Consider the following 26,642-nt stretch of genomic DNA (forward strand, 5'->3'; position numbering starts at 1 on the left):
GCCCCCTCTTACACGCGACGTTTCTTGGGCGGACGACATCCGTTATGCGGGATAGGCGTCACGTCGGTGATGTTGGTGATTTTGTAGCCGCAGTTGTTCAGTGCGCGAACAGCGGATTCGCGACCGGGGCCAGGGCCCTTCACTTCTACGTCGAGGTTTTTCAGGCCGTATTCCTGAGCTGCAGTACCTGCGCGCTCAGCGGCAACCTGGGCTGCAAACGGGGTGCTCTTACGTGAGCCACGGAAGCCAGATCCACCTGCGGTGGCCCAGCTGAGGGTATTACCCTGGCGATCAGTGATCGTCACGATCGTGTTGTTGAACGATGCGTGGATGTGGGCAATACCGTCGACAACGGTCTTTTTGACCTTTTTGCGAACAGTAGTTTTTGGCTTAGCCATACCAGTATCCTAAATCCTGTATCAAATCCCCGCGGCGATTAGCCGGCCGGGGCATCTTGAACCGCGATTTCGCGCCTTAGTTAAGGCTTACTTGCGAATCGGCTTGCGCGGACCCTTACGGGTACGAGCATTGGTCTTGGTGCGCTGACCACGCAGCGGCAAGCTGCGACGGTGACGCAGACCGCGATAGCAACCCAGGTCCATCAAACGCTTGATGTTCATGGATACTTCACGGCGCAGGTCGCCTTCTACGGTAAGCTTTGCAACTTCACCGCGGATGGTTTCGATCTGCTCTTCAGACAGGTCGCGGATTTTGGTGGATTCAGCGATACCAACCGCTGCCAAAATAGACTTAGCCGTAGTAAGACCTACCCCATAAATGTGGGTCAGGGAGATCACGGCGTGCTTGTGGTCTGGTACATTGACACCAGCAATACGTGCCATAGAGGCGTACTCCACGTATTGGGAGCCACTGCTTTATATTAAGTATGTGACTCTACTTTGATTTCGGCGCTGACAGCGACTAAAAAACCGACAGCGCCACCAAAAAGGCGCGCAAGAATAGCTTTTCAGACACCAAATTGCAATAGCCCACGGCCACCACGACCTCCCGCAGCGGATGTGGACGACAGTCAACGCCCCCTAGCGGAGGTCCAACCTTTAGGCTGACCTCCCACCACAAAGAAATTCTTTATGGTGTTGCCATTCATTACGGGGCTGTAACAAATAGCGAATTTTTCCAGCTTTTACAGAGGCGCCCAACGGACGCTCTCTGTAAGGGGCTGGCCCCTATTAGCCTTGACGCTGCTTGTGACGTGGCTCAGCGCTGCAGATTACCCGCAGAACGCCCTTGCGACGCACGATTTTGCAGTTACGGCAGATCTTTTTTACAGAAGCGCGTACTTTCATGACCTTACCTCAATTCAATCAAACTGCGAGCAGGTGACGCACTAGCGACGACCGTAGCCTTGCAGGTTCGCTTTTTTCATCAAGCCCTCGTACTGGTGTGACAACAGATGCGATTGTACCTGTGCCATAAAGTCCATCACTACTACTACAACGATCAGCAGTGAGGTACCCCCCAGATAGAAGGGAACGTTAAACCCAACCACCAGGAACTGCGGCAGCAGGGATACCAGTGCGATATACACAGCACCTACCAGAGTGAGTCGGGTCAACACACTATCGATATAGCGGGCTGTCTGCTCACCTGGACGAATACCAGGTACATAGGCACCAGACTTTTTCAGGTTATCTGCAACTTCATTCGGGTTGAACATCAACGCCGTATAGAAGAAACAGAAGAAACCAATCAGCAGTGCGAACAGAATAATGTTCAGCGGCTGCCCTGGCCCCAGCTGCAATGCCATCCACTGCAGAATTTGGGCACCGACACCTTCACCACCCTGTCCAAACCACTGTGCCAGCGTCGCTGGGAACAGCAGGATACTGCTGGCGAAGATCACCGGAATAACACCGGCCATATTCACCTTCAGAGGCAGGTGGCTCGCCTGCGCAGCTGGTGCTGCGGAGTAGCGACCGGCTTGTCGCCTAGCGTGGTTGATCGTAATTCGGCGCTGACCGCGCTCCATTACTACAACAAAGAACACCACAGCTAAAGCGATAACACCGATGATAAGCAGCATAAGAATATGCAACTCACCCTGTCGGGCCTGCTCGAACGCCTGTCCGATAGCGCCGGGTAACCCAGCAACGATACCGGCAAAAATCAGCATGGAAATGCCGTTGCCCACACCGCGCTCAGTGATCTGCTCACCGAGCCACATCATGAATACGGCACCGGTCACCAGCGACGTTACCGCCACAAAGTAAAAACCAAACGCAGGCTCAGATGAGTAAGCCAGATTTTGCCCTGCCAACCCAAAGGTCATGCCGATACCCTGAATCAGGGCCAACACCACCGTCAGATAACGGGTGTACTGGTTGATCTTACGCCTTCCGGCCTCCCCTTCTTTCTTCAATGCTTCCAGAGAGGGAGTCACCGCACTCATCAACTGCATAATGATGGATGCGGAGATGTAGGGCATGATGCCCAGAGCCAGAATACTCATCCTTTCCAGGGCGCCGCCTGAAAACATGTTAAACAGACCAAGGATGGTTCCCTGATTCTGATTAAACAGATTTGACAGCTTTTCCGGATCAATGCCGGGCACCGGAATATGTGTTCCCAAGCGATAAACAAGTATCGCTAGAAACAGAAAACGAAGGCGAGCCCAGAGCTCGCCCAATCCCTTGCTGTTGCCCAGGGGATTTCCACCGGATCCTGGTCGTGCCATTGGCGCCTCGATTAGTCTTCTATTTTACCGCCAGCAGCTTCGATAGCCGCCTTTGCACCTTTGGTCACTCCCAGCCCCTTTACGGTTACAGCTTTAGTCAGCTCACCTGAGAGAAACACTTTGGCGCGTTTAATATGGCTGCCGATGATATCGGCATTCTTCAGCGCTGCCAAATCGATTACGTCACTTTCTACCTTGGCCAGCTCTGCCAGACGTACTTCTGCGGTGAAGCGAGAAACACGAGCGGTGAAACCGTACTTAGGCAGACGCTTCTGCAAAGGCATCTGACCGCCTTCGAAGCCCGGACGAACGCTGCCGCCGGAGCGCGCTTTTTGACCTTTGTGGCCGCGGCCACCGGTCTTACCTAAACCACTACCAATACCACGGCCAACGCGCTTGGCGCTGTGCTTGTGGCCTTGTGCGGGAGACAGGTCATTCAAACGCATGTTATTCCCCCTCAACCTTAACCAGGTAGTTTACTTTGTTGATCATGCCGCGCACGGAAGGAGTATCTTCCACTTCCACTGTGTGGCCGATGCGGCGCAGGCCCAGACCCGCAACGCACGCCTGATGACTTTTCAGGCGTCCGTTGATGCTTTTGGTCTGGGTGACTTTAATGGTCTTCTTAGCCATGGTCTTAACCCACCAATAACCTTAAATCTGGGCTGTGATTAGCCCAGAATCTCTTCGACTGATTTACCGCGCTTGGCAGCTACATCTTCCGGGCTCTGCATTTGATCCAGAGCTTTGAAAGTTGCACGTACTACGTTCACCGGATTGGTAGAGCCGTAGCACTTAGCCAGTACGTTGTGTACACCAGCCATTTCCAGTACGGAGCGCATGGCACCGCCGGCAATTACACCGGTACCCTGGGAGGCGGGCTGCATGTAAACCTTGGAACCGCCGTGGCGACCATTGGTAGCGTACTGGATGGTGTCACCATTCAGCTCTACCTGGATCATATTGCGGCGTGCAGCTTCCATCGCTTTCTGGATCGCAACAGGCACTTCACGCGCCTTGCCACGTCCGAAACCGACACGACCATTGCCGTCGCCAACTACGGTCAGTGCGGTAAAGGCGAAGATACGACCACCTTTAACAGTCTTGGCAACGCGGTTGACCTGGACCAGCTTCTCCTGCAGGCCTTCGTCGTTGCTTTTGTCTTTCTCTCTAGCCATAACTCAACCCTTAGAATTTCAGACCGGCTTCGCGGGCAGCGTCAGCCAGAGCCTTTACACGGCCATGGAACTTGAAGCCACTGCGATCGAAGGCAACTTCTTCAACGCCAGCGGCTTTCGCGCGCTCAGCGATCAGTTTGCCAACCGCAGAAGCGGCGTCGACGTTACCGGTTTTACCTTCGCGCAGGTCCTTGTCCAGGGTAGAGGCAGAAGCCAATACCGCATTGCCTTCGGCAGACAGGATCTGTGCGTAAATGTGACGCGGTGTGCGGTTCACGGTGAGGCGAACGGCGCCCAGCTCACGGATCTTGGCGCGGGCACGACGTGCACGACGCAAGCGAGATGCTTTCTTAACGTTCATATCTATGCCCTATTTACTTCTTCTTGGCCTCTTTGCGATACACGCGTTCATCGGCATAACGGACACCCTTACCTTTGTAGGGCTCCGGCGGACGGAACGCACGGATCTCAGCGGCCACTTGGCCCAGCAGCTGTTTATTGCTGCTCTTAAGTACGATTTCAGTCTGGGATGGCGTTTCCGCAGTCACACCTTCCGGCAACTGATAATCGATCGGATGGGAGAAGCCCAGGGTCAGGTTAACCGCTTTACCGGCGGCTTTCGCACGATAACCAACACCCAGCAACTGCAGCTTCTTCTCGAAGCCCTTGCTTACGCCTATCACCATGTTATTGACCAGAGCACGGGTAGTACCCGCCAGCGCTTTGGCCTGTTTGGAGTTATTGCGCGCGGCAAAAGTCAGCTGGCTTTCAGCCTGGCTTACTTCTACATCACCGTGAATAACCATATCCAGGTTACCGATACCGCCTTTAACAGCGATGTTCTGACCTTTCAGGTCTACGGTAACACCTGCGGGGAGAACTACCGGACTATTTGCTACTCGAGACATTGCAACCCCCGCTTAGAATACGGTGCAAAGCACTTCGCCACCAACACCAGCCTGGCGTGCAGCGCGATCAGTCATCACACCATTAGAGGTGGAAACGATCGCGATACCCAGGCCACCGCGTACGGTAGGCAGAGCTTTTTTACCAGTGTAAGCGCGCAGGCCCGGACGGGAAACGCGATTCAGCTCGGCAATAACCGGCTTGCCCTGGAAGTATTTCAGAGCAATGGTCAGTTCCGGCTTTGCGCCTTCGCTTACATTTAAATCAGTAACGTAACCTTCGTCTTTCAGGACTTTGGCCACTGCTACTTTCAGTTTGGATGATGGCAGGGTGACTTCCGCCTTTCCGCGTGCCAGGGCATTGCGGATGCGAGTCAGCATATCTGCCAACGGATCTTGCATACTCATCTTATGAGACTCCTCAAATCTGCCTTAAACCAGCTGGTAATTACCAGCTGGACTTCACGAGGCCAGGAACATCACCACGCATCGCAGCTTCGCGAAGCTTGTTACGGCACAGGCCGAACTTGCGGTATACAGCGTGGGGGCGACCAGTAATACGACAGCGGCGTTGCTGACGTACCGGGCTTGCATCGCGCGGCATTTTCTGCAGCTTGAGTTGAGCCTCCCACTGCTCCTCTTCGGAAGCAGTGGAACTGGCGATGATCGCCTTCAGCTCTTGACGCTTTTCGGCGTACTTAGCTGCGGTTCGAGCGCGCTTGTTTTCGCGCGCAATCATGGATTTCTTCGCCATGGAATCCTCTTAACCCTTAAAAGGGAAGTTGAACGCTTTCAGCAGCGCACGACCTTGATCGTCGTTTGCAGCTGTAGTGGTAATACAAATATCCAGACCGCGGAGCTTGTCTACTTTGTCGTAGTCAATTTCCGGGAAGATGATTTGCTCAGTCACGCCCATAGAGAAGTTACCGCGGCCGTCGAACTGCTTCGGGCTAATGCCACGGAAGTCGCGGATACGCGGAATCGCGATATCAACCAAACGCTCCAGGAACTCATACATGCGCTCACCGCGCAGAGTTACCTTGCAGCCGATCGGCCAACCGTCGCGAATCTTAAAGCCCGCAATAGACTTGCGCGCTTTAGTAACGATGGGCTTTTGACCAGTAATTGCTGTCATATCGTTGACAGCGTGCTCCAGCACCTTCTTATCACCAATCGCTTCACCAACACCCATGTTGATGGTGATCTTGGTGATGCGCGGCACTGCCATCACATTCTCGAGACCAAGCTCTTCTTTTAGCTTGGCCACGAGGTCCTTAGTGTAGAGCTCTTTAAGCTTTGCCATGATCTACCAACCTGCTTTTGCGTCAAGAGCCTTAGATGGCTTCGCCGCTGGATTTGAAGACGCGAATCTTAGTGCCGTCTTCCAGTACTTTAAAGCCCACCCGGTCAGCCTTCTGGGTGTTAGGGTTGAAGATGGCTACGTTGGAAGCTTGGATAGCAGCTTCTTTCTCAACGATGCCACCAGCAATACCCATCTGTGGGTTTGGCTTTTGGTGCTTTTTGATCATCTGTATGCCGGAGACAATCAGGCGGCCGTCGTTCAGTACTTTACGTACTGAACCACGTTTGCCCTTGTCACGACCGGCGATAACGATCACTTCGTCGTCACGCTTGATCTTGCGCATAACTCTTCTCCGCTCGAGGCCTAGATAACTTCGGGAGCGAGGGAGATGATCTTCATGAACTTCTCACCGCGCAATTCGCGAGTTACCGGACCAAAAATACGGGTGCCAACCGGCGCCAGTTGCTGGTTCAGCAGCACCGCTGCGTTATCGTCAAATTTAATCAGGGAACCGTCCGCGCGACGCACACCTTTTTTGGTGCGAACCACAACGGCGTTCATTACCTGACCTTTCTTCACTTTACCGCGGGGAATGGCTTCCTTAACGGTTACCTTAATAATGTCGCCCACGCCGGCATAACGACGATGGGAGCCGCCCAGCACCTTGATGCACATGACGCGGCGAGCCCCACTGTTGTCAGCTACTTCTAAGTAGGATTCCGCTTGAATCATTGTCTCTCTCCGAAACCTTTCAATTCGGCAGTCAATGCGCTAGGGGTTATACCTTCGCCGCACGCTCTACAATTTTCTGCAAAGCCCAAGATTTGCTCTTGGACAGCGGACGAGATTCCTCGATGGTTACAACATCGCCGATGCTGCAATCATTGTTCTCGTCATGTGCCTTAAGCTTTGTGGACTTGTTTACAATTTTGCCGTAGATCGGGTGCTTAACACGGCGCTCGATCAAAACGGTGATGGTTTTATCCATCTTGTCACTCACGACCTTACCGGTCAGAGTACGCTTCAGTTTTGCTTCAGCCATGATTAGTTACCTGCCTTCTCGGTCAACACAGTCTTTATGCGAGCAATGTCGCGACGAGTCTGCTTCAGCAGATGAGTCTGAGCCAGCTGACCGGTGGACTTTTGCATACGAAGCTTGAATTGAGCTTCGAGCTGGTTCAGCAGTTCCTGGTTCAGCTCTTCAACTGACTTTTCGCGTAGATCTGCAGTCTTCATTACATCACCGAACGCTTAACGAAAGTTGTTTTTACAGGCAGCTTGGCCGCAGCAAGTGCGAAAGCCTCACGAGCCAGCTCTTCGGACACACCCTCCATCTCATAGAGGACTTTGCCCGGCTGGATCTGAGCTACCCAGTATTCAACGCCACCTTTACCTTTACCCATACGGACTTCGAGGGGCTTATTGGTAATTGGCTTGTCCGGAAACACGCGAATCCAGATTTTGCCGCCACGTTTAACGTGACGAGTCATTGCGCGACGAGCCGCTTCGATCTGGCGCGCAGTAATGCGACCGCGACCGATGGCCTTGAGGCCAAACTCGCCAAAGCTCACTTTAGAGCCGCGCTGAGAAAGACCGCGGTTGCGACCCTTCTGTACCTTGCGAAATTTTGTACGCTTTGGTTGCAGCATCTGCGTACCCCTTATTTAGCAGCTTTCTTGCGGGTCTTAGCCGGCTTCTCATCGGGCATTTCGTCACCGATGACTTCGCCTTTAAAGATCCACACCTTGATACCGATGATGCCGTAGGTAGTCATCGCTTCAGCAGTGGCGTAGTCGATGTTGGCACGCAGGGTGTGCAGAGGCACACGACCTTCGCGGTACCATTCGGTACGTGCGATTTCCGCACCACCGAGACGACCACTTACCTGAATTTTGATACCTTCAGCGCCCTGACGCATAGCGTTCTGTACGGCACGCTTCATCGCGCGACGGAACATTACGCGGCGTTCCAGCTGCTGGGCAACGTTCTGGCCAACCAGAGCGGCGTCCATATCAGGCTTGCGCACTTCTTCGATGTCGATGTGCACAGGTACGCCCATCTGCGCACTTACGTCGTTGCGCAGACGTTCTACGTCTTCACCTTTTTTACCGATCACGATACCCGGACGCGCAGTGTGAATAGTCACACGAGCGGTGTTCGCCGGACGTTCGATCTCGATACGGCTCACAGAAGCGTGGGCCAGTTTTTTGCGAATAAATTCGCGAACTTTCAGATCCGTGTACAGCTTGTCTGCGTACTCGTCGCTGCCGGCATACCAAACAGAGGTATGCTTTTTAACGATACCCAGACGAATGCCGGTAGGATGTACTTTTTGTCCCATGGTTTTCTCGCCTGCTCTCTTATTTCTCGGCCACTTTCACAGTGATGTGACAAGTACGCTTAAGAATGCGATCTGCACGACCTTTCGCACGCGGTTTAATGCGCTTCATGGTCATACCTTCGTCCACAAAAATTGTGGAAACCTTCAGCTCGTCAACGTCAGCACCTTCGTTGTGCTCAGCGTTGGCAATGGCCGATTCCAGTACTTTCTTGACGATCGCCGCACCCTTTTTATTGCTAAATGCAAGAATATCCAGGGCTTCTTCAACGCCTTTGCCGCGAACCTGATCAGCTACCAGTCGCGCCTTTTGCGCCGATAGACGTGCGCCGCGTAATTTTGCTGCTACTTCCATCTTTTTAACCTCGGCTTAGCGCTTCTTCGCTTTCTTGTCCGCAGCGTGACCGCGGTAAGTGCGGGTAGCAGCGAACTCGCCCAGTTTATGGCCAACCATTTCTTCGTTAACCAAAACGGGCACGTGTTGACGACCGTTGTGAACGGCAATCGTCAGTCCAACCATTTCCGGCATAATCATGGAACGGCGGGACCAGGTTTTAATCGGTCGACGATCGTTTGCTTCAATCGCCGCCTCCACCTTCTTGATCAAGTGCAGATCAATAAAGGGACCTTTTTTTAATGAGCGTGGCACTGTCGATTCCTCTCTAGCTGCTCAGACATCGCGCGGCTTACTTGCCGCGACGACGTACAATCATCTTATCGGTGCGCTTGTTCTTGCGCGTTTTCTTACCCTTGGTCGGAACGCCCCACGGAGTAACAGGGTGACGGCCACCAGAGGTACGACCTTCACCACCACCGTGCGGGTGATCTACCGGGTTCATCGCCACACCGCGAACGGTAGGACGAACACCACGCCAGCGTGCAGCACCAGCTTTACCCAGCTTGCGCAGGCTGTGCTCGGAGTTGCTCACTTCACCCAGGGTTGCGCGGCACTCAGCGAGAACCTTGCGCATTTCGCCGGAACGCAGACGAATAGTCGCGTACTGGCCTTCACGGGCTACCAGCTGTACAGAAGCACCCGCAGAACGGGCCAACTGAGCGCCTTTACCAGGCTTCAGCTCGATACCGTGAATTACAGAACCCACCGGAACGTTGCGCAGAGGCAGGGTGTTGCCCACAGCAATCGGTGCGGCATCGCCGGACTGAATGGTGGCGCCAGCCTTGAGGCCTTTCGGTGCGATAATGTAACGACGCTCACCATCCGCGTAACAAACCAGAGCGATATGTGCGCTGCGGTTGGGATCGTACTCCAGACGCTCAACTTTAGCCGGGATACCGTCTTTGTTGCGCTTGAAGTCGATTACGCGGTAGTGCTGCTTGTGACCACCGCCGATATGACGAGTGGTGATACGACCGTTGTTGTTACGGCCACCGCTTTTACTCTTGCTCTCTAAAAGAGGAGCGTAAGGAGCACCCTTGTGCAGGTCGGGGTTAACAACCTTAACCAGGTGTCGACGGCCGGCGGAGGTCGGTTTTGTTTTTACAATTGCCATTGTAACAGTCCCCTTTACTCAGCAGCTTCAAAGTTGATGTCGCTGCCTTCGGCCAGGCGAACGTAGGCTTTTTTCCAATCGCTGCGACGGCCCATGCCGTAGCGGGTACGCTTGGTTTTACCTTTAACGTTCACGGTGCGAACCTGCTCAACAGAAACGTTAAACAGCTTTTCAACCGCGGCCTTGATCTCAGCTTTTTCGGCATCGGTGGAAACCTTGAAAACTACCTGGTTGGCGCTATCGGCCAGCACAGCAGCTTTTTCGGAAATTACCGGGCCCAGCAGTACTTTGTAGAGTCGCTCTTGGTTCATCCCAGCACCTCTTCAATTTTCTTGAGCGCAGAAACGGTAACCACGACCTTATCAAAGCGAATCAGGCTTACTGGATCGATCGCCTGCACATCACGAACATCGATTTTGTGCAAGTTGCGAGCGGCCAGGTACAGGTTTTCGCTAACCTCTTCAGTCACGATCAGCGCATCGGACAGGTCAAACTGAGCCAGTTTGCTAACCAGTTGCTTGGTCTTGGGCGCGTCCACATCGAAGGACTCAACCACTATCAAGCGCTCCTGACGAGCCAGCTCAGACAGGATGCAGCGCAGTGCAGCGCGGTACATCTTTTTGTTCAGCTTAACGCTGTGATCACGCGGGTCAGCGGCGAAAGTTACACCACCGGAGCGCCACAGCGGGCTGCGGATAGTACCGGCACGTGCGCGGCCAGTACCTTTTTGGCGCCAGGGCTTTTTACCACCACCGGAAACATCAGAACGGTTCTTCTGCGCCTTGGTACCCTGACGAGCGCCAGCCATGTAGGCGACAACTGCCTGGTGTACCAGATCTTGGTTGAACTCACGTCCGAAAGTCACTTCAGAGACAGCTACTGTGCCTTTAGCGCCTTCGGGAGTAGCGATATTCAGTTCCATATCTAATTCCCCTCAGACTTAGGCTTTTACTGCCGGACGAACGATAACGTTGCCACCGGGAGCACCGGGAACAGCGCCTTTAACCAGCAGCAGGTTGCGTTCGGCATCGACACGAACTACTTCCAGGTTCTGCACGGTTACACGCTCAGCACCCATGTGTCCGGCCATTTTCTTGCCTTTCCATACGCGGCCAGGAGTCTGGCACTGACCGATAGAACCGGGAGCGCGGTGAGACAGAGAGTTACCGTGGGTTGCGTCCTGAGTACGGAAGTTCCAGCGCTTAACGCCACCCTGGAAGCCTTTACCCTTGGAAGTGCCGGTTACGTCGATCTTCTGGCCAGCTTCAAAGCTGCTTACAGTGATTTCAGAACCGATTTCGAAAGTCTCTTCGGAAGCGTCAGTACGCAGTTCGAAAAGATTAGTGCCAGCCTCTACATTGGCTTTGGCGAAGTGGCCCGCTTCGGGCTTGGAGACACGGGAAGCCTTACGGTTACCCACTGCTACTTGAACAGCGGCATAGCCATCGGTTTCCACAGTTTTCACCTGGGTGACGCGATTCGGAGCAACCTCAACAACGGTTACCGGAATGGATACGCCATCTTCAGTGAAGACGCGAGTCATGCCGCTCTTGCGGCCGACAATACCTATAGTCATCTTATTAACCTCTCAGTGCACGGGGCTTTAACCCACTGCGGCCGCCCAATTTCAGAGCGTTACACTACCCAGACCTTTTTCGCCTGGGGTTCGGTAGTTAGTTAAAAGTGTTTAGCCGAGACTAATTTGGACCTCAACACCGGCCGCCAGATCGAGCTTCATCAGCGCGTCGACGGTTTTCTCGGTAGGCTCAACGATGTCCAGCAAACGCTTGTGAGTACGGATCTCATACTGGTCGCGAGCGTCTTTATTAACGTGCGGGGAAATCAGTACGGTGTACTTCTCTTTGCGAGTCGGCAGCGGGATAGGACCGCGAACTTGTGCGCCAGTGCGCTTAGCCGTCTCTACGATCTCCTGAGTAGACGCGTCGATCAGCTTGTGATCGAAGGCCTTCAGGCGAATTCGGATACGTTGACCCTGCATGGAATCAAACTCCAACTTATGAACTAAAGAACGTCCTTTCTCGCAACCCCGAGGGCGGGCGAAAAGGAGCGCGAATTCTACGGGGCGTACAAGAGGCTGTCAACTGTACAGCATGATCAAATTTCAATCGGCTCAAACTACAATGGAGTACCTTAGGTAAATCGAGGGTAACGACATGACTATTGCTGCGAGATTGAGTCAATACTTGAATGACCAGTCAGTTGACTACCACCTAATACAGCATCCCCACACTCGCACCAGTCGAGAAAGCGCCCACGCTGCTCATGTGCGCGAAGACCAGGTAGCCAAGGCAATCCTGTTGCGCGATAAGGAGGGGTTCGTGATGGCGGTAATACCCGCCAGCAGCAGCCTGGATCTACGCGCAGTGCACACTGAAACTGGCCGCAACGACCTGGAGATGGTCGCAGAAAATGAGCTGGGATCGGTCTTCCCAGACTGCGAGCTGGGCGCCCTACCCCCTGTCGGCCAGGCTTATGGCATTACTACTCTGATAGACAGCGGGCTCAGCCGCTGTGAGACGATCTTTTTTGAGGCGGGTGACCACGAAGAACTGGTAGAAATGAATGGACCACAATTCAATAAACTGTTTGCCGGGTGTCGAAGCGCTGATCTTAGTAAGGACTGGCCATAAGCAACCCTAGAAGCAGAAGGATTTGAAATATCAGCCTGAATAAGGCGCCACAAAGAAATGTAATCCTGTGGTGCTGCTCAAGCCAGAGCCACAGGATTCTGACCAGCAAACACTGCCTTCCACCAACCTATCCAATTAGATAAGCACCCCACCAGCTACCAGGCTAGACCAGCAAATCGCTGGGCACAGGGATATTTGTTTTAACTACCACAAACATCTCTGCAAAACACAAAACAAATACATACCCTGAAGAGGTTTTAGCTTGTAAAGCAGGACACCTACGCTACTTAAAGCCCTGCAGAGCCACAATGAGAACACAGCAAATGCTAACGCTCAAAAAGCTATACACAAGATAAAACAACCCCCAATTTAACTCTCTCCAATACGCTATCGCGAATAAATATCCCTCAAATAAAGCCTTTATAAATCTTTATCAAATTGCACAACTACAGCTACGCTCATCATAAATTACGAGGCTAAACTTGAACCTCTCCGACAACCTTTTTTACGGTTTTTCTTTGCAAGCACTTGCCCACAAAACTCTCCCGAGCAGCCAATTCAAATAAACACTTAACAGGCTGCATTGGCGAGAAAAAACAAAAAAATATCGGCAAAAAAAAACCGCAGCGCGTCCGCTGCGGTTTTTTATTTAGATCAAAAGTAACTATTACTCAATGATCTTGGCAACAACGCCCGCACCTACGGTACGACCACCTTCGCGGATAGCGAAGCGCAGGCCGTCTTCCATGGCGATCGGAGCGATCAGGGTAACAACCATTTGAATGTTGTCGCCCGGCATTACCATTTCAGTGCCTTCCGGCAGCTCAACCGCACCAGTTACGTCGGTAGTACGGAAGTAGAACTGAGGACGGTAGCCTTTAAAGAACGGGGTGTGACGACCACCTTCGTCCTTGGACAGGATGTACACTTCCGCTTCAAACTTGGTGTGCGGAGTGATGGAGCCCGGCTTAGCCAGTACCTGACCACGCTCTACTTCGTCACGCTTGGTGCCACGCAGCAGCGCACCGATGTTCTCACCAGCACGACCTTCGTCGAGCAGCTTGCGGAACATTTCAACACCAGTACAGGTAGTGGTGGTGGTTTCTTTAATACCAACGATCTCAACTTCGTCGCCAGTGTTGATTACACCACGCTCTACACGACCGGTTACTACGGTACCACGACCAGAGATGGAGAATACGTCTTCGATCGGCATCAGGAACGGCTGATCTACTGCACGCTCCGGCTCAGGGATGTACTCGTCCAGAGTTTCTACCAGCTTCTTAACAGCGGTAGTACCCATTTCGTTGTCGTCTTCGCCGTTCAGGGCCATCAGAGCGGAACCAACGATGATCGGAGTGTCGTCACCTGGGAACTCGTACTGGTCCAGAAGTTCGCGAACTTCCATTTCTACCAGCTCGAGCAGCTCTTCGTCGTCTACCATGTCCGCTTTGTTCAGGAATACAACGATGTAAGGTACACCTACCTGACGGGACAGCAGGATGTGCTCACGAGTCTGCGGCATGGGGCCGTCAGCAGCGGAACATACCAGGATAGCGCCGTCCATCTGAGCAGCACCGGTGATCATGTTCTTAACGTAGTCGGCGTGTCCCGGGCAGTCTACGTGCGCGTAGTGGCGAGTCGGGGACTCGTACTCAACGTGAGAAGTAGCGATGGTGATACCGCGCTCACGCTCTTCCGGAGCATTGTCGATACCGTCAAAAGCAACAGCGTCACCGCCCCATACTTCCGCACATACGCGGGTCAGAGCAGCGGTCAGGGTGGTTTTACCGTGGTCAACGTGACCGATGGTGCCCACGTTCACGTGGGGCTTGGAACGTTCAAACTTTTCTTTTGCCATCTTTAGATGTCCTCTAGCTAAAAGTTTGCCAAAGGGGCCCCAGCTGTTGGCCCGGCCCCCTTTGAGCAGAAGTTAATTAGGCTTTGTTCTTGGCGATGATCTCATCGGCAACGTTTTTCGGCGCTTCGGAGTACTTCAGGAATTCCATGGTGTAGGTAGCACGGCCCTGAGTAGCAGAACGCAGGTCGGTTGCGTAACCGAACATCTCTGCCAGAGGCACTTCTGCGTTTACCACCTTACCAGCGGGGTTGTCTTCCATACCCTGGATAAGGCCGCGACGACGGTTGAGGTCGCCAACTACGTCACCCATGTTCTCTTCTGGAGTTACTACTTCCACCTTCATCATCGGCTCAAGCAATACCGCGCCACCCACAGAGGAGAGCTTCTTGGTCGCCATAGAACCGGCGATTTTAAACGCCATTTCACTGGAGTCCACATCGTGGTAGGAACCGTCATACAGAGTCGCTTTCAGGCCTAGCAGCGGGTAGCCAGCCAGAACACCGTTTTGCATCTGCTCTTCGATACCTTTTGATACCGCAGGGATATATTCCTTAGGTACTGCACCGCCCACGATTTCGTTAACGAATTCCAGGCCTTCTGCGGACTCATCCTCAGCGGGCTCGAATTTCACCCAAACGTGTCCGAACTGACCGCGACCACCGGACTGACGAACGAACTTACCTTCGATCTCAGAGGTGTTACGGATCGCTTCGCGGTAGGCCACCTGAGGCTTACCGATGTTCGCTTCAACATTGAACTCGCGACGCATACGGTCGACGATGATGTCCAGGTGCAGCTCACCCATACCAGAGATAATGGTCTGGCCAGTTTCTTCGTCGGTCTTCACGCGGAAAGACGGGTCTTCCTGGGCCAGCTTGCCGAGGGCAATACCCATTTTTTCCTGGTCCGGCTTGGACTTGGGCTCAACCGCTACGGAGATTACCGGCTCTGGGAATTCCATGCGCTCCAGAACAATTTTGTTGCTCTCGGCACACAGGGTGTCACCAGTGGTCACGTCTTTCAGACCAATCGCAGCTGCGATGTCACCCGCCAGTACTTCTTTAATCTCTTTACGATCGTTGGAGTGCATCTGCACCATACGACCAACGCGCTCTTTCTTCATTTTTACGGAGTTGTATACCGCAGTACCGCTCTCCAGCTTACCGGAGTAAACGCGGAAGAAAGTCAGGGTACCAACGAAGGGGTCGGTAGCAATTTTGAACGCCAGAGCGGCGAACGGAGCATCATCGTCGGCTTCGCGAGTCTCAACGGTTTCGCCGTCTTCCAGCGTACCTTCGATCGCCTTTACTTCAGTCGGCGCCGGCAGGTATTCGATAACCGCGTCCAGCATGGCCTGCACGCCCTTGTTCTTGAACGCAGAGCCGCCCAGAACCGGTACGATTTCATTGGCCAGGGTACGCTGACGGATAGCTGCCTTGATCTCTTCTTCGGTCAGCTCACCCTCTTCCAGGTACTTTTCCATCAGCTCTTCGCTGGCTTCAGCGGCCGCTTCTACCAGGTACTCGCGCATTTCGTCGCACTCGTCCTGCAGCTCAGCGGGGATGTCAGCGTAGTCGAAGGTCATGCCCTGATCGGCTTCATTCCACAGAATGGCCTTCATTTTCACCAGGTCAACAACACCCTTAAACTCGTCCTCAGCACCGATGGTCATTTGCAGCGGTACGGCGTTCGCGTTCAAACGATCTTTCAGCTGGTCCACAACGTTGCGGAAGTTCGCACCGGCGCGGTCCATTTTGTTCACGAATACCATACGCGGCACGTGGTATTTGTTGGCCTGGCGCCAAACGGTTTCAGTTTGCGGCTGAACACCAGAGGAACCACACAGTACAACAACCGCGCCGTCGAGTACGCGCAAGGAGCGCTCTACTTCAATGGTAAAGTCAACGTGTCCTGGGGTGTCGATGATGTTTACGCGGTGCTGATCGAACTGCTGCTGCATGCCAGCCCAGAAACAGGTGGTTGCAGCGGAGGTGATAGTAATACCACGCTCCTGCTCCTGCTCCATCCAGTCCATGGTTGCGGCGCCTTCGTGCACCTCACCAATTTTGTGGGACAGACCAGTGTAGAAAAGTACGCGCTCAGTAGTGGTGGTTTTACCGGCGTCTACGTGGGCACAGATACCGATGTTACGGTAGCGTGCGATAGGCGTTTTACGTGCCACAGTTGTATCCTCGATATAACGGCAAAAGGCAGCCTGGAAATTTCCGTGCTGCCTTTCGGTATTAATTTCCGATGTTGGTAATCATCAGACTTAGAAGCGGTAGTGAGAGAACGCCTTGTTGGCTTCCGCCATGCGGTGTACATCTTCACGCTTCTTGACCGCGCCGCCCTTGTTCTGAGCTGCATCGATCATTTCATTGGCCAGGCGCTGAGCCATAGACTTCTCGCCGCGTTTGCGGGAGAACTCTACCAGCCAACGCATTGCCAGAGCCGTACGGCGCGAGGGGCGCACTTCTACAGGCACCTGATAGGTCGCACCACCAACACGGCGGGATTTAACTTCCACCATAGGCGCGATGTTTTCCAAAGACTCTTCAAACACTTCGATCGGGTCTTTGTTCAATTTTTCAGAAATAGTATCAAGGGCACCGTATACAATGCGCTCTGCTACTGATTTCTTGCCGCTGATCATGACGTGGTTCATGAACTTGGCTAGGGTGACGTTCCCGAACTTGGGGTCGGGCAGTACTTCGCGCTTAGCGACTACTCGTCTTCTCGGCATGGGAATTGCCTCTCTTCAGGGTTATTCTGAGACGCCGCCGTAAAACCTTACAATCCGGCGAGCTCAGCCTTACTCCGGTTGGAAACCGAAACGCAAATCGTTAAAGGCGATTAACCTTTAGGACGCTTGGCGCCGTATTTAGAACGGCCCTGCTTGCGATCGTTTACGCCGGCACAGTCAAGTGCACCGCGTACAGTGTGGTAGCGCACACCCGGCAGGTCTTTTACACGACCGCCGCGAATCAGTACCACGCTGTGCTCCTGCAGGTTGTGGCCTTCACCACCGATGTACGAAGTTACTTCGTAACCGTTGGTCAGACGCACACGGCAAACTTTGCGCAGTGCGGAGTTCGGCTTTTTCGGTGTAGTGGTGTACACGCGAGTGCAAACTCCACGACGCTGCGGGCTAGCCTGCAGAGCGGGAACGTCGCTTTTTTCGACTTTGCGTTTTCTCGGCTTACGAACCAACTGGTTGATCGTTGCCATTAAAAATCACTCCAAAAATAAAATGCCCCCACCTCTAAAAGTGAGGGCCTGTCGTCTGTGTGTAGCGCCGACCCAGAGGTCGAACGAAACACCCCACATCAGCGGGGGCCGCATTCTATAAGCGACAACCCGCCTAGTCAATCGGCGACAGAAGTAAGTGCTTACATCACAGACAGTCGCCAATATCAGATTGAGCACCGAAGTGCCCCGACCTACCCCACTCCATCATCGGATGGAGTGGAATACGCCTTATTCGCCAGAGGACTTGAGGGCCTCGGTCAGTGCCGCTTCTACCTCTGCTGCAGAAGGACCTTCGCCGAAGGTTTCTTCCAGCTGCAGGTTGCGCTTGCGCTTGCGTTCTGCGTGGTAGGCCAGACCGGTACCGGCCGGAATCAAGCGGCCCACAACCACGTTCTCTTTCAAACCGCGCAGGCTATCTTCTTTACCGGTTACCGCCGCCTCGGTCAGAACGCGGGTAGTCTCCTGGAACGAAGCCGCAGACAGGAAGGACTCAGTGGCCAGAGACGCTTTGGTAATACCCAGCAACAGGCGCTCGAACTGAGCGGGCTGTTTGCCTTCGGCGCGCAACTGCTCGTTCTCTTCGATCACGCGCTGGTATTCCACCTGGTCGCCCTTAATTAAGCTGGAATCGCCCATCTCGAGGATTTCCACCTTGCGCAGCATCTGGCGCACAATAGTCTCGATGTGCTTATCGTTAATACCTACACCCTGGAGACGGTAAACTTCCTGGATCTCGTTAGTGATGTAGCGCGCTAGTTCTTCAACGCCTTTCAGACGCAGAATATCGTGCGGGTTGGACGGGCCATCAGAGATAACCTCACCCTTTTCTACAGTTTCACCCTCGAACACAGTCAGCTGACGGTGCTTCGGAATCAGAACCTCGTAGTGGTCCTTACCGTTGGCCAGCGGCTTGCCATCACGCGGGGTGATCTGCAGACGCACCTTGCCTTTGGTCTCTTTACCGAAGGAAACGGTACCGGAGATCTCCGCCAGGATGGACGGTTCTTTCGGTTTACGCGCTTCAAACAAGTCGGCAACACGGGGCAGACCACCGGTGATGTCCTTGGTACCGCCAGATTCCTGCGGGATACGTGCGATTACGTCACCCACGTTCACCTTGTCACCATTCTTCAGGCTGAGAATTGCACGTGCCGGCAGTGCGTAGTGCGCGGGGGCATTACTGTTGGCCAGAGTCAGTTCTTCACCGTTCTCATCCAACAGAGTTACCGCTGGACGCAGGTCTTTACCTGCCGCCGGACGCTCGGCTGGATCGATAATTTCGATCGAGGACAGACCGGTAATTTCATCGGTCTGCTTGCGGATGGAGAGACCCTCTTCCATACCGGACAGTTTCACCCAACCGGCAACTTCGGTGATGATCGGGTGGGTGTGCGGATCCCACTTGGCCACAATCTGGCCACCATCAACCTCAGCACCCTCATAGACACTGATTACAGCACCGTAAGGCAGCTTGTAGCGCTCGCGCTCGCGCCCAGCGCTATCGGCAATTGCCAACTCACCGGAGCGGGAAACCGCTACCAAGTTGCCAGCTTCGGTCTTAACGGTCTTCACATTGTGCAGACGAACGGTACCGCCCAGCTTCACCTGGATACTGTCTGCGGCAGAAGCGCGGCTCGCAGCACCACCGATGTGGAAGGTACGCATGGTCAGCTGGGTGCCCGGCTCACCGATGGACTGTGCGGCAACAACGCCCACAGATTCACCCGGGTTGGCGCGGTGGCCTCGGGCCAGGTCGCGGCCGTAACACTGGGCACAGATACCGTGTGCAGTAGTACAGGTGATCGGGGAGCGAACCAGAACCTCATCGATACCCATGGCTTCGATGCGCTCTACCCACTTCTCGTCGATCATGGTGCCGGCGGAAACGGCGATTTCATCGCTGCCGGGCTTCAATACATCGCGAGCCACAACACGACCTAGGATACGGTCACCGAGAGATTCGATAACGTCACCACCCTCGATTACCGGCGCCATGGTCAGGCCGTCGTCAGTGCCACAATCCAGTTCGGTAATTACCACGTCCTGAGCAACGTCCACCAGGCGACGGGTCAGATAACCAGAGTTCGCGGTTTTCAGTGCGGTATCCGCCAGACCTTTACGAGCACCGTGTGTCGAGATGAAGTACTGCTGTACGGTCAGACCTTCACGGAAGTTCGCGGTAATGGCGTTCTCGATAATGGAGCCGTCTGGACGGGCCATCAGACCACGCATACCAGCGAGCTGACGAATCTGTGCTTCGGAGCCCCGTGCACCGGAGTCTGCATACATGAAAACAGAGTTGAAAGAGTCCTGCTGGGTCTCTTTGCCCTCTCGGTCAATCACCCTCTCTTTCTTAATGCCCGCCATCATCGCCTGGGTCACCTTATCGTTGGTACGGGACCAAACATCGATGACCTTGTTGTATTTTTCACCCTGGGTTACCAGACCAGAGGCAAACTGGCTTTCAATTTCCTTCACTTCCGCTTCCGCGGATTCGATCAACTGAGCTTTCTCGGCCGGGATTTCGAAGTCGTTCACACCAATGGAGGAACCGGACTTGGTAGAGAAATCAAAACCGGTGTACATCAGCTGGTCGGCGAAGATAACGGTCGCCTTCAGGCCCACCTTACGGTAGCACTCGTTCAGTACACGGGAAATAGACTTCTTCTTCATCGGCTGGTTAACCAGCTCGAAGGGCAGGCCTTCCGGGACAATATTCCACAGCAGCGCGCGGCCTACAGTGGTGTCCTGTACAGAGATGGTTTCGTGTTTCTCACCATCTTCACCCACAATATTTTCGCGGATACGCACTTTAACCTTCGCCTGTAAGCCAACCTGCTTGGCATAAAAGGCACGGCTCACCTCTTTGATATCGGAGAAGGACATACCCTCGCCTTTATCGTTGACGCGCTCGCGGGTCATCCAGTACAGGCCCAGTACCACGTCCTGGGACGGTACGATGATCGGCTCACCATTGGCGGGCGACAGGATGTTGTTGGTGGACATCATCAGCGCGCGGGATTCCAGCTGCGCTTCGATGGTCAAAGGTACGTGTACCGCCATCTGGTCGCCGTCGAAGTCGGCGTTATAGGCAGCACAAACCAGCGGATGTAGCTGGATCGCTTTACCTTCAATCAGTACCGGCTCGAACGCCTGAATACCCAGACGGTGCAGGGTCGGTGCTCGGTTGAGCAGTACCGGGTGCTCGCGGATCACCTCGTCGAGGATATCCCAAACGATGGCCTCTTCGCGCTCCACCATTTTCTTGGCGGCTTTGATGGTAGTGGCCAGACCGCGAGTTTCGAGCTTGCCGAAAATAAACGGTTTGAACAGCTCCAGAGCCATTTTCTTGGGCAGACCACACTGGTGCAGGCGCAGGGTCGGGCCAACCACGATCACGGAACGACCGGAGTAGTCCACACGCTTACCCAGCAGGTTCTGACGGAAGCGGCCCTGTTTACCTTTAATCATGTCAGCCAGGGACTTCAGCGGGCGCTTGTTGGAGCCGGTGATAGCGCGGCCGCGACGGCCGTTATCCAACAGTGCATCGACAGATTCCTGCAACATACGCTTTTCGTTACGCACGATAATATCCGGCGCATTCAACTCGAGCAGACGCTTCAGACGGTTGTTACGGTTGATCACACGACGGTAGAGATCGTTCAGATCGGAGGTCGCAAAGCGGCCACCATCCAGCGGTACCAGCGGACGCAGATCCGGTGGCAGAACCGGCAGAGCCTTCATCACCATCCACTCCGGGTTGTTACCGGATTTGTAGAAGGCTTCCAGCAGCTTCAGGCGCTTGGACAGTTTCTTGATCTTGGTTTCGGAATTGGTCGCTGGGATCTCTTCCCGCAGGCGCTGGATCTCAACCGGCAGCTCAATATCTGCCATCAACTCCTGGATTGCCTCGGCACCCATTTTCGCTTCAAACTCATCGGCGAACTCTTCCATCGCCTCAAAGTACTGCTCATCGTTCAGCAGCTGGCCGCGCTCCAGGGTAGTCATGCCGGGCTCGGTTACCACGTAGGATTCGAAGTACAGCACGCGCTCAATATCGCGCAGGGTCATATCCAGCAACAGGCCGATACGGGACGGCAGGGATTTCAGGAACCAGATGTGCGCAACCGGGCTGGCCAGTTCAATGTGGCCCATACGCTCACGGCGCACCTTGGCTTTGGTGACCTCAACGCCGCACTTCTCACAGATAATACCGCGGTGCTTCATGCGCTTGTACTTACCGCACAAGCACTCGTAGTCTTTTACCGGGCCGAAGATCTTGGCGCAGAACAAGCCTTCACGCTCAGGCTTGAAGGTACGGTAGTTGATGGTCTCCGGCTTCTTCACTTCGCCGTAGGACCAGGAGCGGATCATGTCCGGCGAGGCCAGACCGATACGAATCGCATCAAACTCTTCCAGGTGCTCCTGGGACTTCACCAGATTTAATAAATCTTTCAAGGCCTTTCCTCCACTAGGGGGTAGTCAACCCGGCCGTTACGCCGGGCCGGGCGGGCCGGCAACCCCACTGCTTCCAGGGTGCCGGCGCTTGTCTCAATTCACCTGCGAACAGGCTTTTGCACCAATCGGTCTTACTCGTGCTCGAGCTCGAAGTTCATACCGAGAGAGCGGATTTCCTTAACCAGTACGTTGAAGGACTCCGGCATGCCAGGCTCCATACGGTGGTCGGAATCCACGATGTTTTTGTACATCTTGGTCCGCCCTTCCACGTCGTCTGATTTGACCGTGAGCATTTCCTGCAGGGTGTATGCGGCGCCGTAGGCTTCCAGCGCCCACACTTCCATCTCCCCGAAACGCTGACCACCGAACTGTGCCTTACCACCCAGCGGCTGCTGAGTAACCAGGCTGTAGGAGCCAGTGGAACGCGCGTGCATCTTGTCGTCCACCAGGTGGTTCAGCTTCAGCATGTACATGTAGCCCACGGTAACCGGACGCTCGAAAGCATCACCGGTACGACCGTCGTGCAGAGTGATCTGGCCGGAATCAGGGATATCGGCGAGGCGCAGCAATTGCTTGATCTCGCTCTCATCGGCACCGTCGAATACCGGGGTCGCCATGGGTACACCGCGACGCAGGTTTTGCGCCATGGTCATGACTTCCTGATCGGAGAACTGATCCAGTTCTTCCTTGCGACCGCCTGTGGAGTTGTAGACCTCTTCCAGGAATCCGCGCACCTTGGCGACTTCCTGCTGCTCCTTGATCATCTTGTCGATTTTGACGCCAAGACCTTTAGCAGCCATACCCAGGTGCATTTCCAGAACCTGACCAACGTTCATCCGCGAGGGAACACCCAGTGGGTTCAGAACGATGTCTACCGGCTCACCGTTTTGGTCGTAAGGCATGTCTTCAACGGGCTTGATTACGGAGATCACACCCTTGTTACCGTGGCGACCGGCCATCTTGTCGCCCGGCTGGATGCGGCGTTTGATCGCTAGGTAGACCTTGACGATTTTCAATACGCCCGGAGCCAGGTCATCGCCGGACTCCAGTTTTTTCTTCTTGTCTTCAAAGGCTTCGTCGAGCAGCTTGCGACGCTCTTTCAGCTGTACTTCTGCCTTCTCCAGCTGCTCGTTGAGACCCTCGTCTTCCATGCGCAGCTTGAACCAGTCTTCACGCGGCAGAGTGGCGAGTACTTCAGTAGTGAGCTCCTGGCCCTTGCTGATACCTTTACCACCGGCAGCCTTCTGGCCCAGCAGTGCTTGCTGCAGACGCTCAAAGGTAGCGCCTTCGACAATGCGGTATTCCTCATTCAGGTCCTTGCGAACCTCATCCAGCTGCGCCTTCTCAATATCGATGGAACGCTGATCTTTCTGCAGGCCGTCACGGGTGAACACCTGAACGTCAATCACGGTACCACGGGTGCCACTGGGCGCGCGCAGGGAAGTGTCTTTAACGTCGGAAGCTTTTTCACCGAAGATTGCACGCAGCAGCTTCTCTTCTGGGGTCAGCTGTGCTTCGCCTTTAGGAGTAACCTTACCGACCAGGATATCGCCGGCACCTACTTCCGCACCGATATATACAATGCCGGACTCGTCCAACTTATTCAGCGCAGACTCGCCCACATTGGGGATATCCGCAGTGATCTCCTCACTACCCAGTTTGGTATCTCTGGCAATACAGGTCAGTTCCTGGATGTGAATAGTGGTGAAGCGGTCTTCCTGTACAACGCGCTCACTAATGAGGATGGAGTCCTCAAAGTTGTAACCATTCCAGGGCATAAAGGCGATGCGCATATTCTGGCCTAGAGCCAGCTCACCCAGGTCAACAGAAGGACCATCGGCAAGGATATCGCCGCGGGTTACGCGATCACCAGTGTTAACAATCGGACGCTGATTGATACAGGTATTCTGGTTGGAGCGGATGTATTTGGTCAGGTTATAAATATCTACACCTGCATCACCGGCTTCCACCTCAGCGTCCGCCACGCGGACTACCACACGGCTGGAATCAACACGCTCAATCACACCGCCACGCTTGGCTACCACACATACCCCGGAGTCGCGCGCTACTGTGCGCTCCATACCGGTGCCTACTAGCGGCTTTTCAGCACGCAGGGTCGGTACCGCCTGACGCTGCATGTTCGAGCCCATCAATGCACGGTTGGCGTCATCGTGCTCAAGGAACGGGATCATCGCCGCAGCGACAGAAACCACCTGCTTGGCGGAAACATCCATATACTGGATTTCACCCGGTGCTTTCAGGGTAAATTCGCCATGGTGACGCACGCTGATCAGGTCATCAATGAAGTTGCCGTTGTCATCTACTTCCGCAGACGCCTGGGCAATAATGTAATTTGCTTCATTGATCGCTGACAGGTAAGCGATTTCGTCGGTTACCTTGCCATCAACCACTTTGCGATAAGCACTCTCGAGGAAACCGTAGTGGTTAGCGCGAGCGTAAGTGGCCAGGGAGTTGATCAGACCGATGTTCGGTCCTTCCGGCGTCTCAATCGGACATACGCGGCCGTAGTGCGTCGGGTGCACGTCGCGCACCTCAAAGCCAGCGCGCTCACGGGTCAAACCACCTGGGCCCAGTGCGGAAACACGACGCTTGTGAGTCACTTCCGACAGCGGGTTGTTCTGGTCCATAAACTGGGACAGCTGCGAGGAACCGAAGAATTCCTTCACGGCAGCGGCAACCGGCTTGGCATTGATCAGGTCCTGCGGCATCAGGCCTTCGGACTCCGCCATGGACAGGCGCTCTTTGACCGCGCGCTCCACACGTACCAGACCAACGCGGAACTGGTTCTCGGCCATCTCACCAACGGAGCGCACGCGGCGGTTCCCCAGGTGATCGATATCGTCCACCATGCCCTGACCGTTACGGATATCGATCAAGGTCTTCAGTACATCGACGATATCTTCTTTGCTCAGGGTACCTTCGCCAGTCTCGTCTTCACGGCCCAGGCGACGATTGAACTTCATGCGACCAACGGCGGACAGATCGTAGCGCTCGTCGGTGAAGAACAGGTTTTCAAACAGGGATTCCGCAGATTCCTTGGTGGGCGGCTCGCCTGGGCGCATCATGCGGTAGATCTCTACCAGCGCTTCCAGCTGAGTGCGGGAAGGCTCTGCACGCAGGGTATCGGAGATAAACGGTCCACGGTCTAGATCATTGGTGTACAGCGTTTCGAAAGTCTTAATATTGAGCGTGCGTAACTGGGCGATTACTTCAGCGGTAATCTCAGCATTACACTCAACTGCAATTTCACCAGTAGACTCATCGACAATATCGTGAGCCAGAATACGGCCAAACAGGTATTCCAGTGGCGCGTCCAGCTTTTCTACGCCGGCTTTCTCCAGCTGGCGAATATGACGCGGGGTGATACGACGCCCCTCTTCCACAATCACCTTGCCCTGGCCATCTTTAATATCAAAAGAGGCCACGTCACCGCGCAAGCGGGAGGGAATCAGTTCCAGGCTAACGCGGTCTTCCTGCAGTTCAAACTTGCTGGTCTCGAAGAACATCTCCAGCATTTCCTGGGAGCTATATCCCAGTGCACGCAACAGAATTGTCGCAGGCAGTTTGCGGCGGCGGTCGATACGAACGAATACCAAGTCCTTTGGATCGAATTCGAAGTCCAGCCAGGAGCCACGATAAGGAATTACACGCGCGGCGTACAGCAGCTTACCGGAGGAATGGGTCTTGCCTTTGTCGTGATCGAAAAATACACCTGGGGAACGGTGTAGCTGGGATACGATAACACGCTCAGTACCATTAATTACAAAGGTACCGTTGTCGGTCATGAGCGGGATTTCGCCCATGTAAACTTCCTGCTCTTTGATGTCCTTAATGGACTTATTCGCAGACTCTTTATCGTAAATAATCAGGCGCACACGTACACGCAGCGGACAGGCGTAGGTCACGCCGCGCAGAGTACATTCCTTAACATCGAAAGCGGGCTTACCCAGTGTGTAGCTCACGTACTCCAGAGCGGCATTGCCTGAATAGCTGACAATCGGAAATACGGATTTAAACGCCGCCTGCAGGCCGACATCTAAGCGATCGTCGGGGCGCTTGTCGGCCTGTGTAAAATTGCGATATGAATCCAGCTGTATCGCAAGCAGGAAGGGCACATCCATGACCTTAGGCAGTTTGCCAAAATCCTTGCGGATACGTTTTTTCTCAGTATATGAGTAAGCCATTCAAATTCCCCAGCTTGATCAGTGACAAGACTTCGTGGGACTCCATTCGGGAGCCCCTCCGGGCGAGAAGCCTCTGAACAACACAGATTGCCTGCGCTGTTCAGAAACCTCTCCGCTTGCTTTCGGGCAGCGCAACTGCGCTATGGTTAAATGAGGTTTGCCACGGTTTTATACCGCCGGCACCGCTAAAACCTCAGTACCGCAAACGGCAAAAAGGCCGGCGGACAAAAGTCCACCAGCCTTACCGCTATGTGTCGTTTTAGGCGACCAATAGCGGGAATCGCAACA

At 54.2% G+C, this 26,642-nt stretch carries 32 protein-coding genes; 1 reads left to right on the top strand and 31 read right to left on the bottom strand.

Features of this window, described 5'->3' with window-relative positions; all coding sequences use genetic code 11:
* Nucleotides 1-8 precede the first annotated feature (8 nt).
* The 25 genes from rpsK to rpsJ form a co-directional block, all read right to left on the bottom strand.
* Entirely contained in the window at nucleotides 9-398 is a 390-nt protein-coding gene (gene rpsK / locus ACJJIC_RS00330) for a 30S ribosomal protein S11 (protein ID WP_020411406.1), read from the bottom strand.
* An 87-nt stretch (nucleotides 399-485) separates the two neighbouring features.
* A complete protein-coding gene (gene rpsM / locus ACJJIC_RS00335; protein ID WP_152451165.1) occupies nucleotides 486-842 on the bottom strand; it encodes a 30S ribosomal protein S13 in 357 nt (118 codons plus the stop codon).
* Nucleotides 843-1,190: 348 nt separating this feature from the next.
* Complete coding sequence (gene rpmJ, locus ACJJIC_RS00340; protein ID WP_010133825.1) at nucleotides 1,191-1,307, bottom strand: 50S ribosomal protein L36; 117 nt, start codon at nucleotides 1,305-1,307, stop codon at nucleotides 1,191-1,193.
* A 41-nt stretch (nucleotides 1,308-1,348) separates the two neighbouring features.
* The gene (secY, locus tag ACJJIC_RS00345) at nucleotides 1,349-2,695 is read right to left on the bottom strand and encodes a preprotein translocase subunit SecY (RefSeq protein ID WP_444883684.1); all 1,347 of its coding nucleotides are present in this window, start codon (nucleotides 2,693-2,695) and stop codon (nucleotides 1,349-1,351) included.
* 11 nt (nucleotides 2,696-2,706) lie between these two features.
* Nucleotides 2,707-3,141, bottom strand: a complete 435-nt coding sequence (rplO, locus tag ACJJIC_RS00350) for a 50S ribosomal protein L15 (RefSeq protein WP_020411403.1) — start codon at nucleotides 3,139-3,141, stop codon at nucleotides 2,707-2,709.
* 1 nt (nucleotide 3,142) lies between these two features.
* Entirely contained in the window at nucleotides 3,143-3,328 is a 186-nt protein-coding gene (gene rpmD / locus ACJJIC_RS00355; RefSeq protein WP_020411402.1) for a 50S ribosomal protein L30, read from the bottom strand.
* A 38-nt stretch (nucleotides 3,329-3,366) separates the two neighbouring features.
* Nucleotides 3,367-3,873 carry a 30S ribosomal protein S5 gene (gene rpsE / locus ACJJIC_RS00360; protein WP_252084418.1) on the bottom strand — a complete coding sequence of 169 codons (507 nt, stop codon included), beginning with the start codon at nucleotides 3,871-3,873 and terminating at the stop codon, nucleotides 3,367-3,369.
* Between the two features lie 10 nt (nucleotides 3,874-3,883).
* Nucleotides 3,884-4,234 (bottom strand): 50S ribosomal protein L18, encoded by a 351-nt coding sequence (gene rplR / locus ACJJIC_RS00365; protein WP_252084417.1) that lies wholly within the window; start codon nucleotides 4,232-4,234, stop codon nucleotides 3,884-3,886.
* Nucleotides 4,235-4,247: 13 nt separating this feature from the next.
* Nucleotides 4,248-4,781 carry a 50S ribosomal protein L6 gene (gene rplF, locus ACJJIC_RS00370; RefSeq protein ID WP_252084416.1) on the bottom strand — a complete coding sequence of 178 codons (534 nt, stop codon included), beginning with the start codon at nucleotides 4,779-4,781 and terminating at the stop codon, nucleotides 4,248-4,250.
* A 12-nt stretch (nucleotides 4,782-4,793) separates the two neighbouring features.
* The gene (gene rpsH / locus ACJJIC_RS00375) at nucleotides 4,794-5,186 is read right to left on the bottom strand and encodes a 30S ribosomal protein S8 (RefSeq protein WP_252084415.1); all 393 of its coding nucleotides are present in this window, start codon (nucleotides 5,184-5,186) and stop codon (nucleotides 4,794-4,796) included.
* Nucleotides 5,187-5,226: 40 nt separating this feature from the next.
* Nucleotides 5,227-5,532, bottom strand: coding sequence for a 30S ribosomal protein S14 (rpsN, locus tag ACJJIC_RS00380; RefSeq protein WP_020411397.1), 306 nt, complete (start codon nucleotides 5,530-5,532; stop codon nucleotides 5,227-5,229).
* Nucleotides 5,533-5,541: 9 nt separating this feature from the next.
* Nucleotides 5,542-6,081, bottom strand: a complete 540-nt coding sequence (rplE, locus tag ACJJIC_RS00385; protein WP_020411396.1) for a 50S ribosomal protein L5 — start codon at nucleotides 6,079-6,081, stop codon at nucleotides 5,542-5,544.
* Between the two features lie 31 nt (nucleotides 6,082-6,112).
* On the bottom strand, nucleotides 6,113-6,424 hold the full coding sequence (gene rplX, locus ACJJIC_RS00390) for a 50S ribosomal protein L24 (protein ID WP_108731661.1): 312 nt from the start codon (nucleotides 6,422-6,424) through the stop codon (nucleotides 6,113-6,115).
* A gap of 20 nt (nucleotides 6,425-6,444) precedes the next feature.
* Entirely contained in the window at nucleotides 6,445-6,813 is a 369-nt protein-coding gene (rplN, locus tag ACJJIC_RS00395; protein ID WP_067151032.1) for a 50S ribosomal protein L14, read from the bottom strand.
* Nucleotides 6,814-6,859: 46 nt separating this feature from the next.
* Entirely contained in the window at nucleotides 6,860-7,123 is a 264-nt protein-coding gene (rpsQ, locus tag ACJJIC_RS00400) for a 30S ribosomal protein S17 (RefSeq protein WP_108731660.1), read from the bottom strand.
* Between the two features lie 2 nt (nucleotides 7,124-7,125).
* Nucleotides 7,126-7,317: a 50S ribosomal protein L29 gene (gene rpmC / locus ACJJIC_RS00405; protein ID WP_020411392.1), complete on the bottom strand. Its 192-nt coding sequence runs from the start codon at nucleotides 7,315-7,317 to the stop codon at nucleotides 7,126-7,128.
* Nucleotides 7,317-7,730: a 50S ribosomal protein L16 gene (gene rplP / locus ACJJIC_RS00410; RefSeq protein WP_020411391.1), complete on the bottom strand. Its 414-nt coding sequence runs from the start codon at nucleotides 7,728-7,730 to the stop codon at nucleotides 7,317-7,319. The genes rpmC and rplP overlap by 1 nt, the downstream gene beginning before the upstream one ends.
* 11 nt (nucleotides 7,731-7,741) lie before the next feature.
* Nucleotides 7,742-8,422, bottom strand: a complete 681-nt coding sequence (gene rpsC / locus ACJJIC_RS00415) for a 30S ribosomal protein S3 (RefSeq protein ID WP_444887952.1) — start codon at nucleotides 8,420-8,422, stop codon at nucleotides 7,742-7,744.
* Nucleotides 8,423-8,441: 19 nt separating this feature from the next.
* The gene (gene rplV / locus ACJJIC_RS00420) at nucleotides 8,442-8,774 is read right to left on the bottom strand and encodes a 50S ribosomal protein L22 (RefSeq protein WP_020411389.1); all 333 of its coding nucleotides are present in this window, start codon (nucleotides 8,772-8,774) and stop codon (nucleotides 8,442-8,444) included.
* Nucleotides 8,775-8,789: 15 nt separating this feature from the next.
* Complete coding sequence (gene rpsS, locus ACJJIC_RS00425) at nucleotides 8,790-9,068, bottom strand: 30S ribosomal protein S19 (RefSeq protein WP_020411388.1); 279 nt, start codon at nucleotides 9,066-9,068, stop codon at nucleotides 8,790-8,792.
* Between the two features lie 37 nt (nucleotides 9,069-9,105).
* A complete protein-coding gene (gene rplB / locus ACJJIC_RS00430) occupies nucleotides 9,106-9,930 on the bottom strand; it encodes a 50S ribosomal protein L2 (RefSeq protein ID WP_020411387.1) in 825 nt (274 codons plus the stop codon).
* 14 nt (nucleotides 9,931-9,944) lie between these two features.
* Nucleotides 9,945-10,241, bottom strand: coding sequence for a 50S ribosomal protein L23 (gene rplW, locus ACJJIC_RS00435; RefSeq protein ID WP_152451143.1), 297 nt, complete (start codon nucleotides 10,239-10,241; stop codon nucleotides 9,945-9,947).
* Nucleotides 10,238-10,852, bottom strand: coding sequence for a 50S ribosomal protein L4 (gene rplD / locus ACJJIC_RS00440; RefSeq protein WP_252084413.1), 615 nt, complete (start codon nucleotides 10,850-10,852; stop codon nucleotides 10,238-10,240). The genes rplW and rplD overlap by 4 nt, the downstream gene beginning before the upstream one ends.
* A gap of 18 nt (nucleotides 10,853-10,870) precedes the next feature.
* A complete protein-coding gene (gene rplC, locus ACJJIC_RS00445; protein ID WP_252084412.1) occupies nucleotides 10,871-11,506 on the bottom strand; it encodes a 50S ribosomal protein L3 in 636 nt (211 codons plus the stop codon).
* A gap of 111 nt (nucleotides 11,507-11,617) precedes the next feature.
* Nucleotides 11,618-11,929 carry a 30S ribosomal protein S10 gene (gene rpsJ, locus ACJJIC_RS00450; RefSeq protein WP_010133849.1) on the bottom strand — a complete coding sequence of 104 codons (312 nt, stop codon included), beginning with the start codon at nucleotides 11,927-11,929 and terminating at the stop codon, nucleotides 11,618-11,620.
* A gap of 175 nt (nucleotides 11,930-12,104) precedes the next feature.
* Between rpsJ and ACJJIC_RS00455 the strand changes: the two genes are divergently transcribed.
* On the top strand, nucleotides 12,105-12,581 hold the full coding sequence (locus ACJJIC_RS00455) for an aminoacyl-tRNA deacylase (RefSeq protein ID WP_444883681.1): 477 nt from the start codon (nucleotides 12,105-12,107) through the stop codon (nucleotides 12,579-12,581).
* A 667-nt stretch (nucleotides 12,582-13,248) separates the two neighbouring features.
* Here the strand turns inward: ACJJIC_RS00455 and tuf are convergent.
* From tuf to rpoB, 6 genes are all read right to left on the bottom strand, one after another.
* Complete coding sequence (gene tuf / locus ACJJIC_RS00460; protein WP_252084404.1) at nucleotides 13,249-14,442, bottom strand: elongation factor Tu; 1,194 nt, start codon at nucleotides 14,440-14,442, stop codon at nucleotides 13,249-13,251.
* A gap of 76 nt (nucleotides 14,443-14,518) precedes the next feature.
* Entirely contained in the window at nucleotides 14,519-16,624 is a 2,106-nt protein-coding gene (fusA, locus tag ACJJIC_RS00465; RefSeq protein ID WP_252084410.1) for an elongation factor G, read from the bottom strand.
* 90 nt (nucleotides 16,625-16,714) lie between these two features.
* Complete coding sequence (gene rpsG / locus ACJJIC_RS00470; RefSeq protein ID WP_143729448.1) at nucleotides 16,715-17,185, bottom strand: 30S ribosomal protein S7; 471 nt, start codon at nucleotides 17,183-17,185, stop codon at nucleotides 16,715-16,717.
* Nucleotides 17,186-17,295: 110 nt separating this feature from the next.
* Nucleotides 17,296-17,670, bottom strand: coding sequence for a 30S ribosomal protein S12 (rpsL, locus tag ACJJIC_RS00475; protein WP_067150990.1), 375 nt, complete (start codon nucleotides 17,668-17,670; stop codon nucleotides 17,296-17,298).
* Nucleotides 17,671-17,919: 249 nt separating this feature from the next.
* Nucleotides 17,920-22,149 (bottom strand): DNA-directed RNA polymerase subunit beta', encoded by a 4,230-nt coding sequence (rpoC, locus tag ACJJIC_RS00480; protein WP_444891418.1) that lies wholly within the window; start codon nucleotides 22,147-22,149, stop codon nucleotides 17,920-17,922.
* Between the two features lie 131 nt (nucleotides 22,150-22,280).
* Nucleotides 22,281-26,354, bottom strand: a complete 4,074-nt coding sequence (gene rpoB, locus ACJJIC_RS00485) for a DNA-directed RNA polymerase subunit beta (RefSeq protein ID WP_444887950.1) — start codon at nucleotides 26,352-26,354, stop codon at nucleotides 22,281-22,283.
* Nucleotides 26,355-26,642 lie beyond the last annotated feature (288 nt).

The organism is Microbulbifer mixtoriginis (SeqCode) (assembly GCF_052468275.1).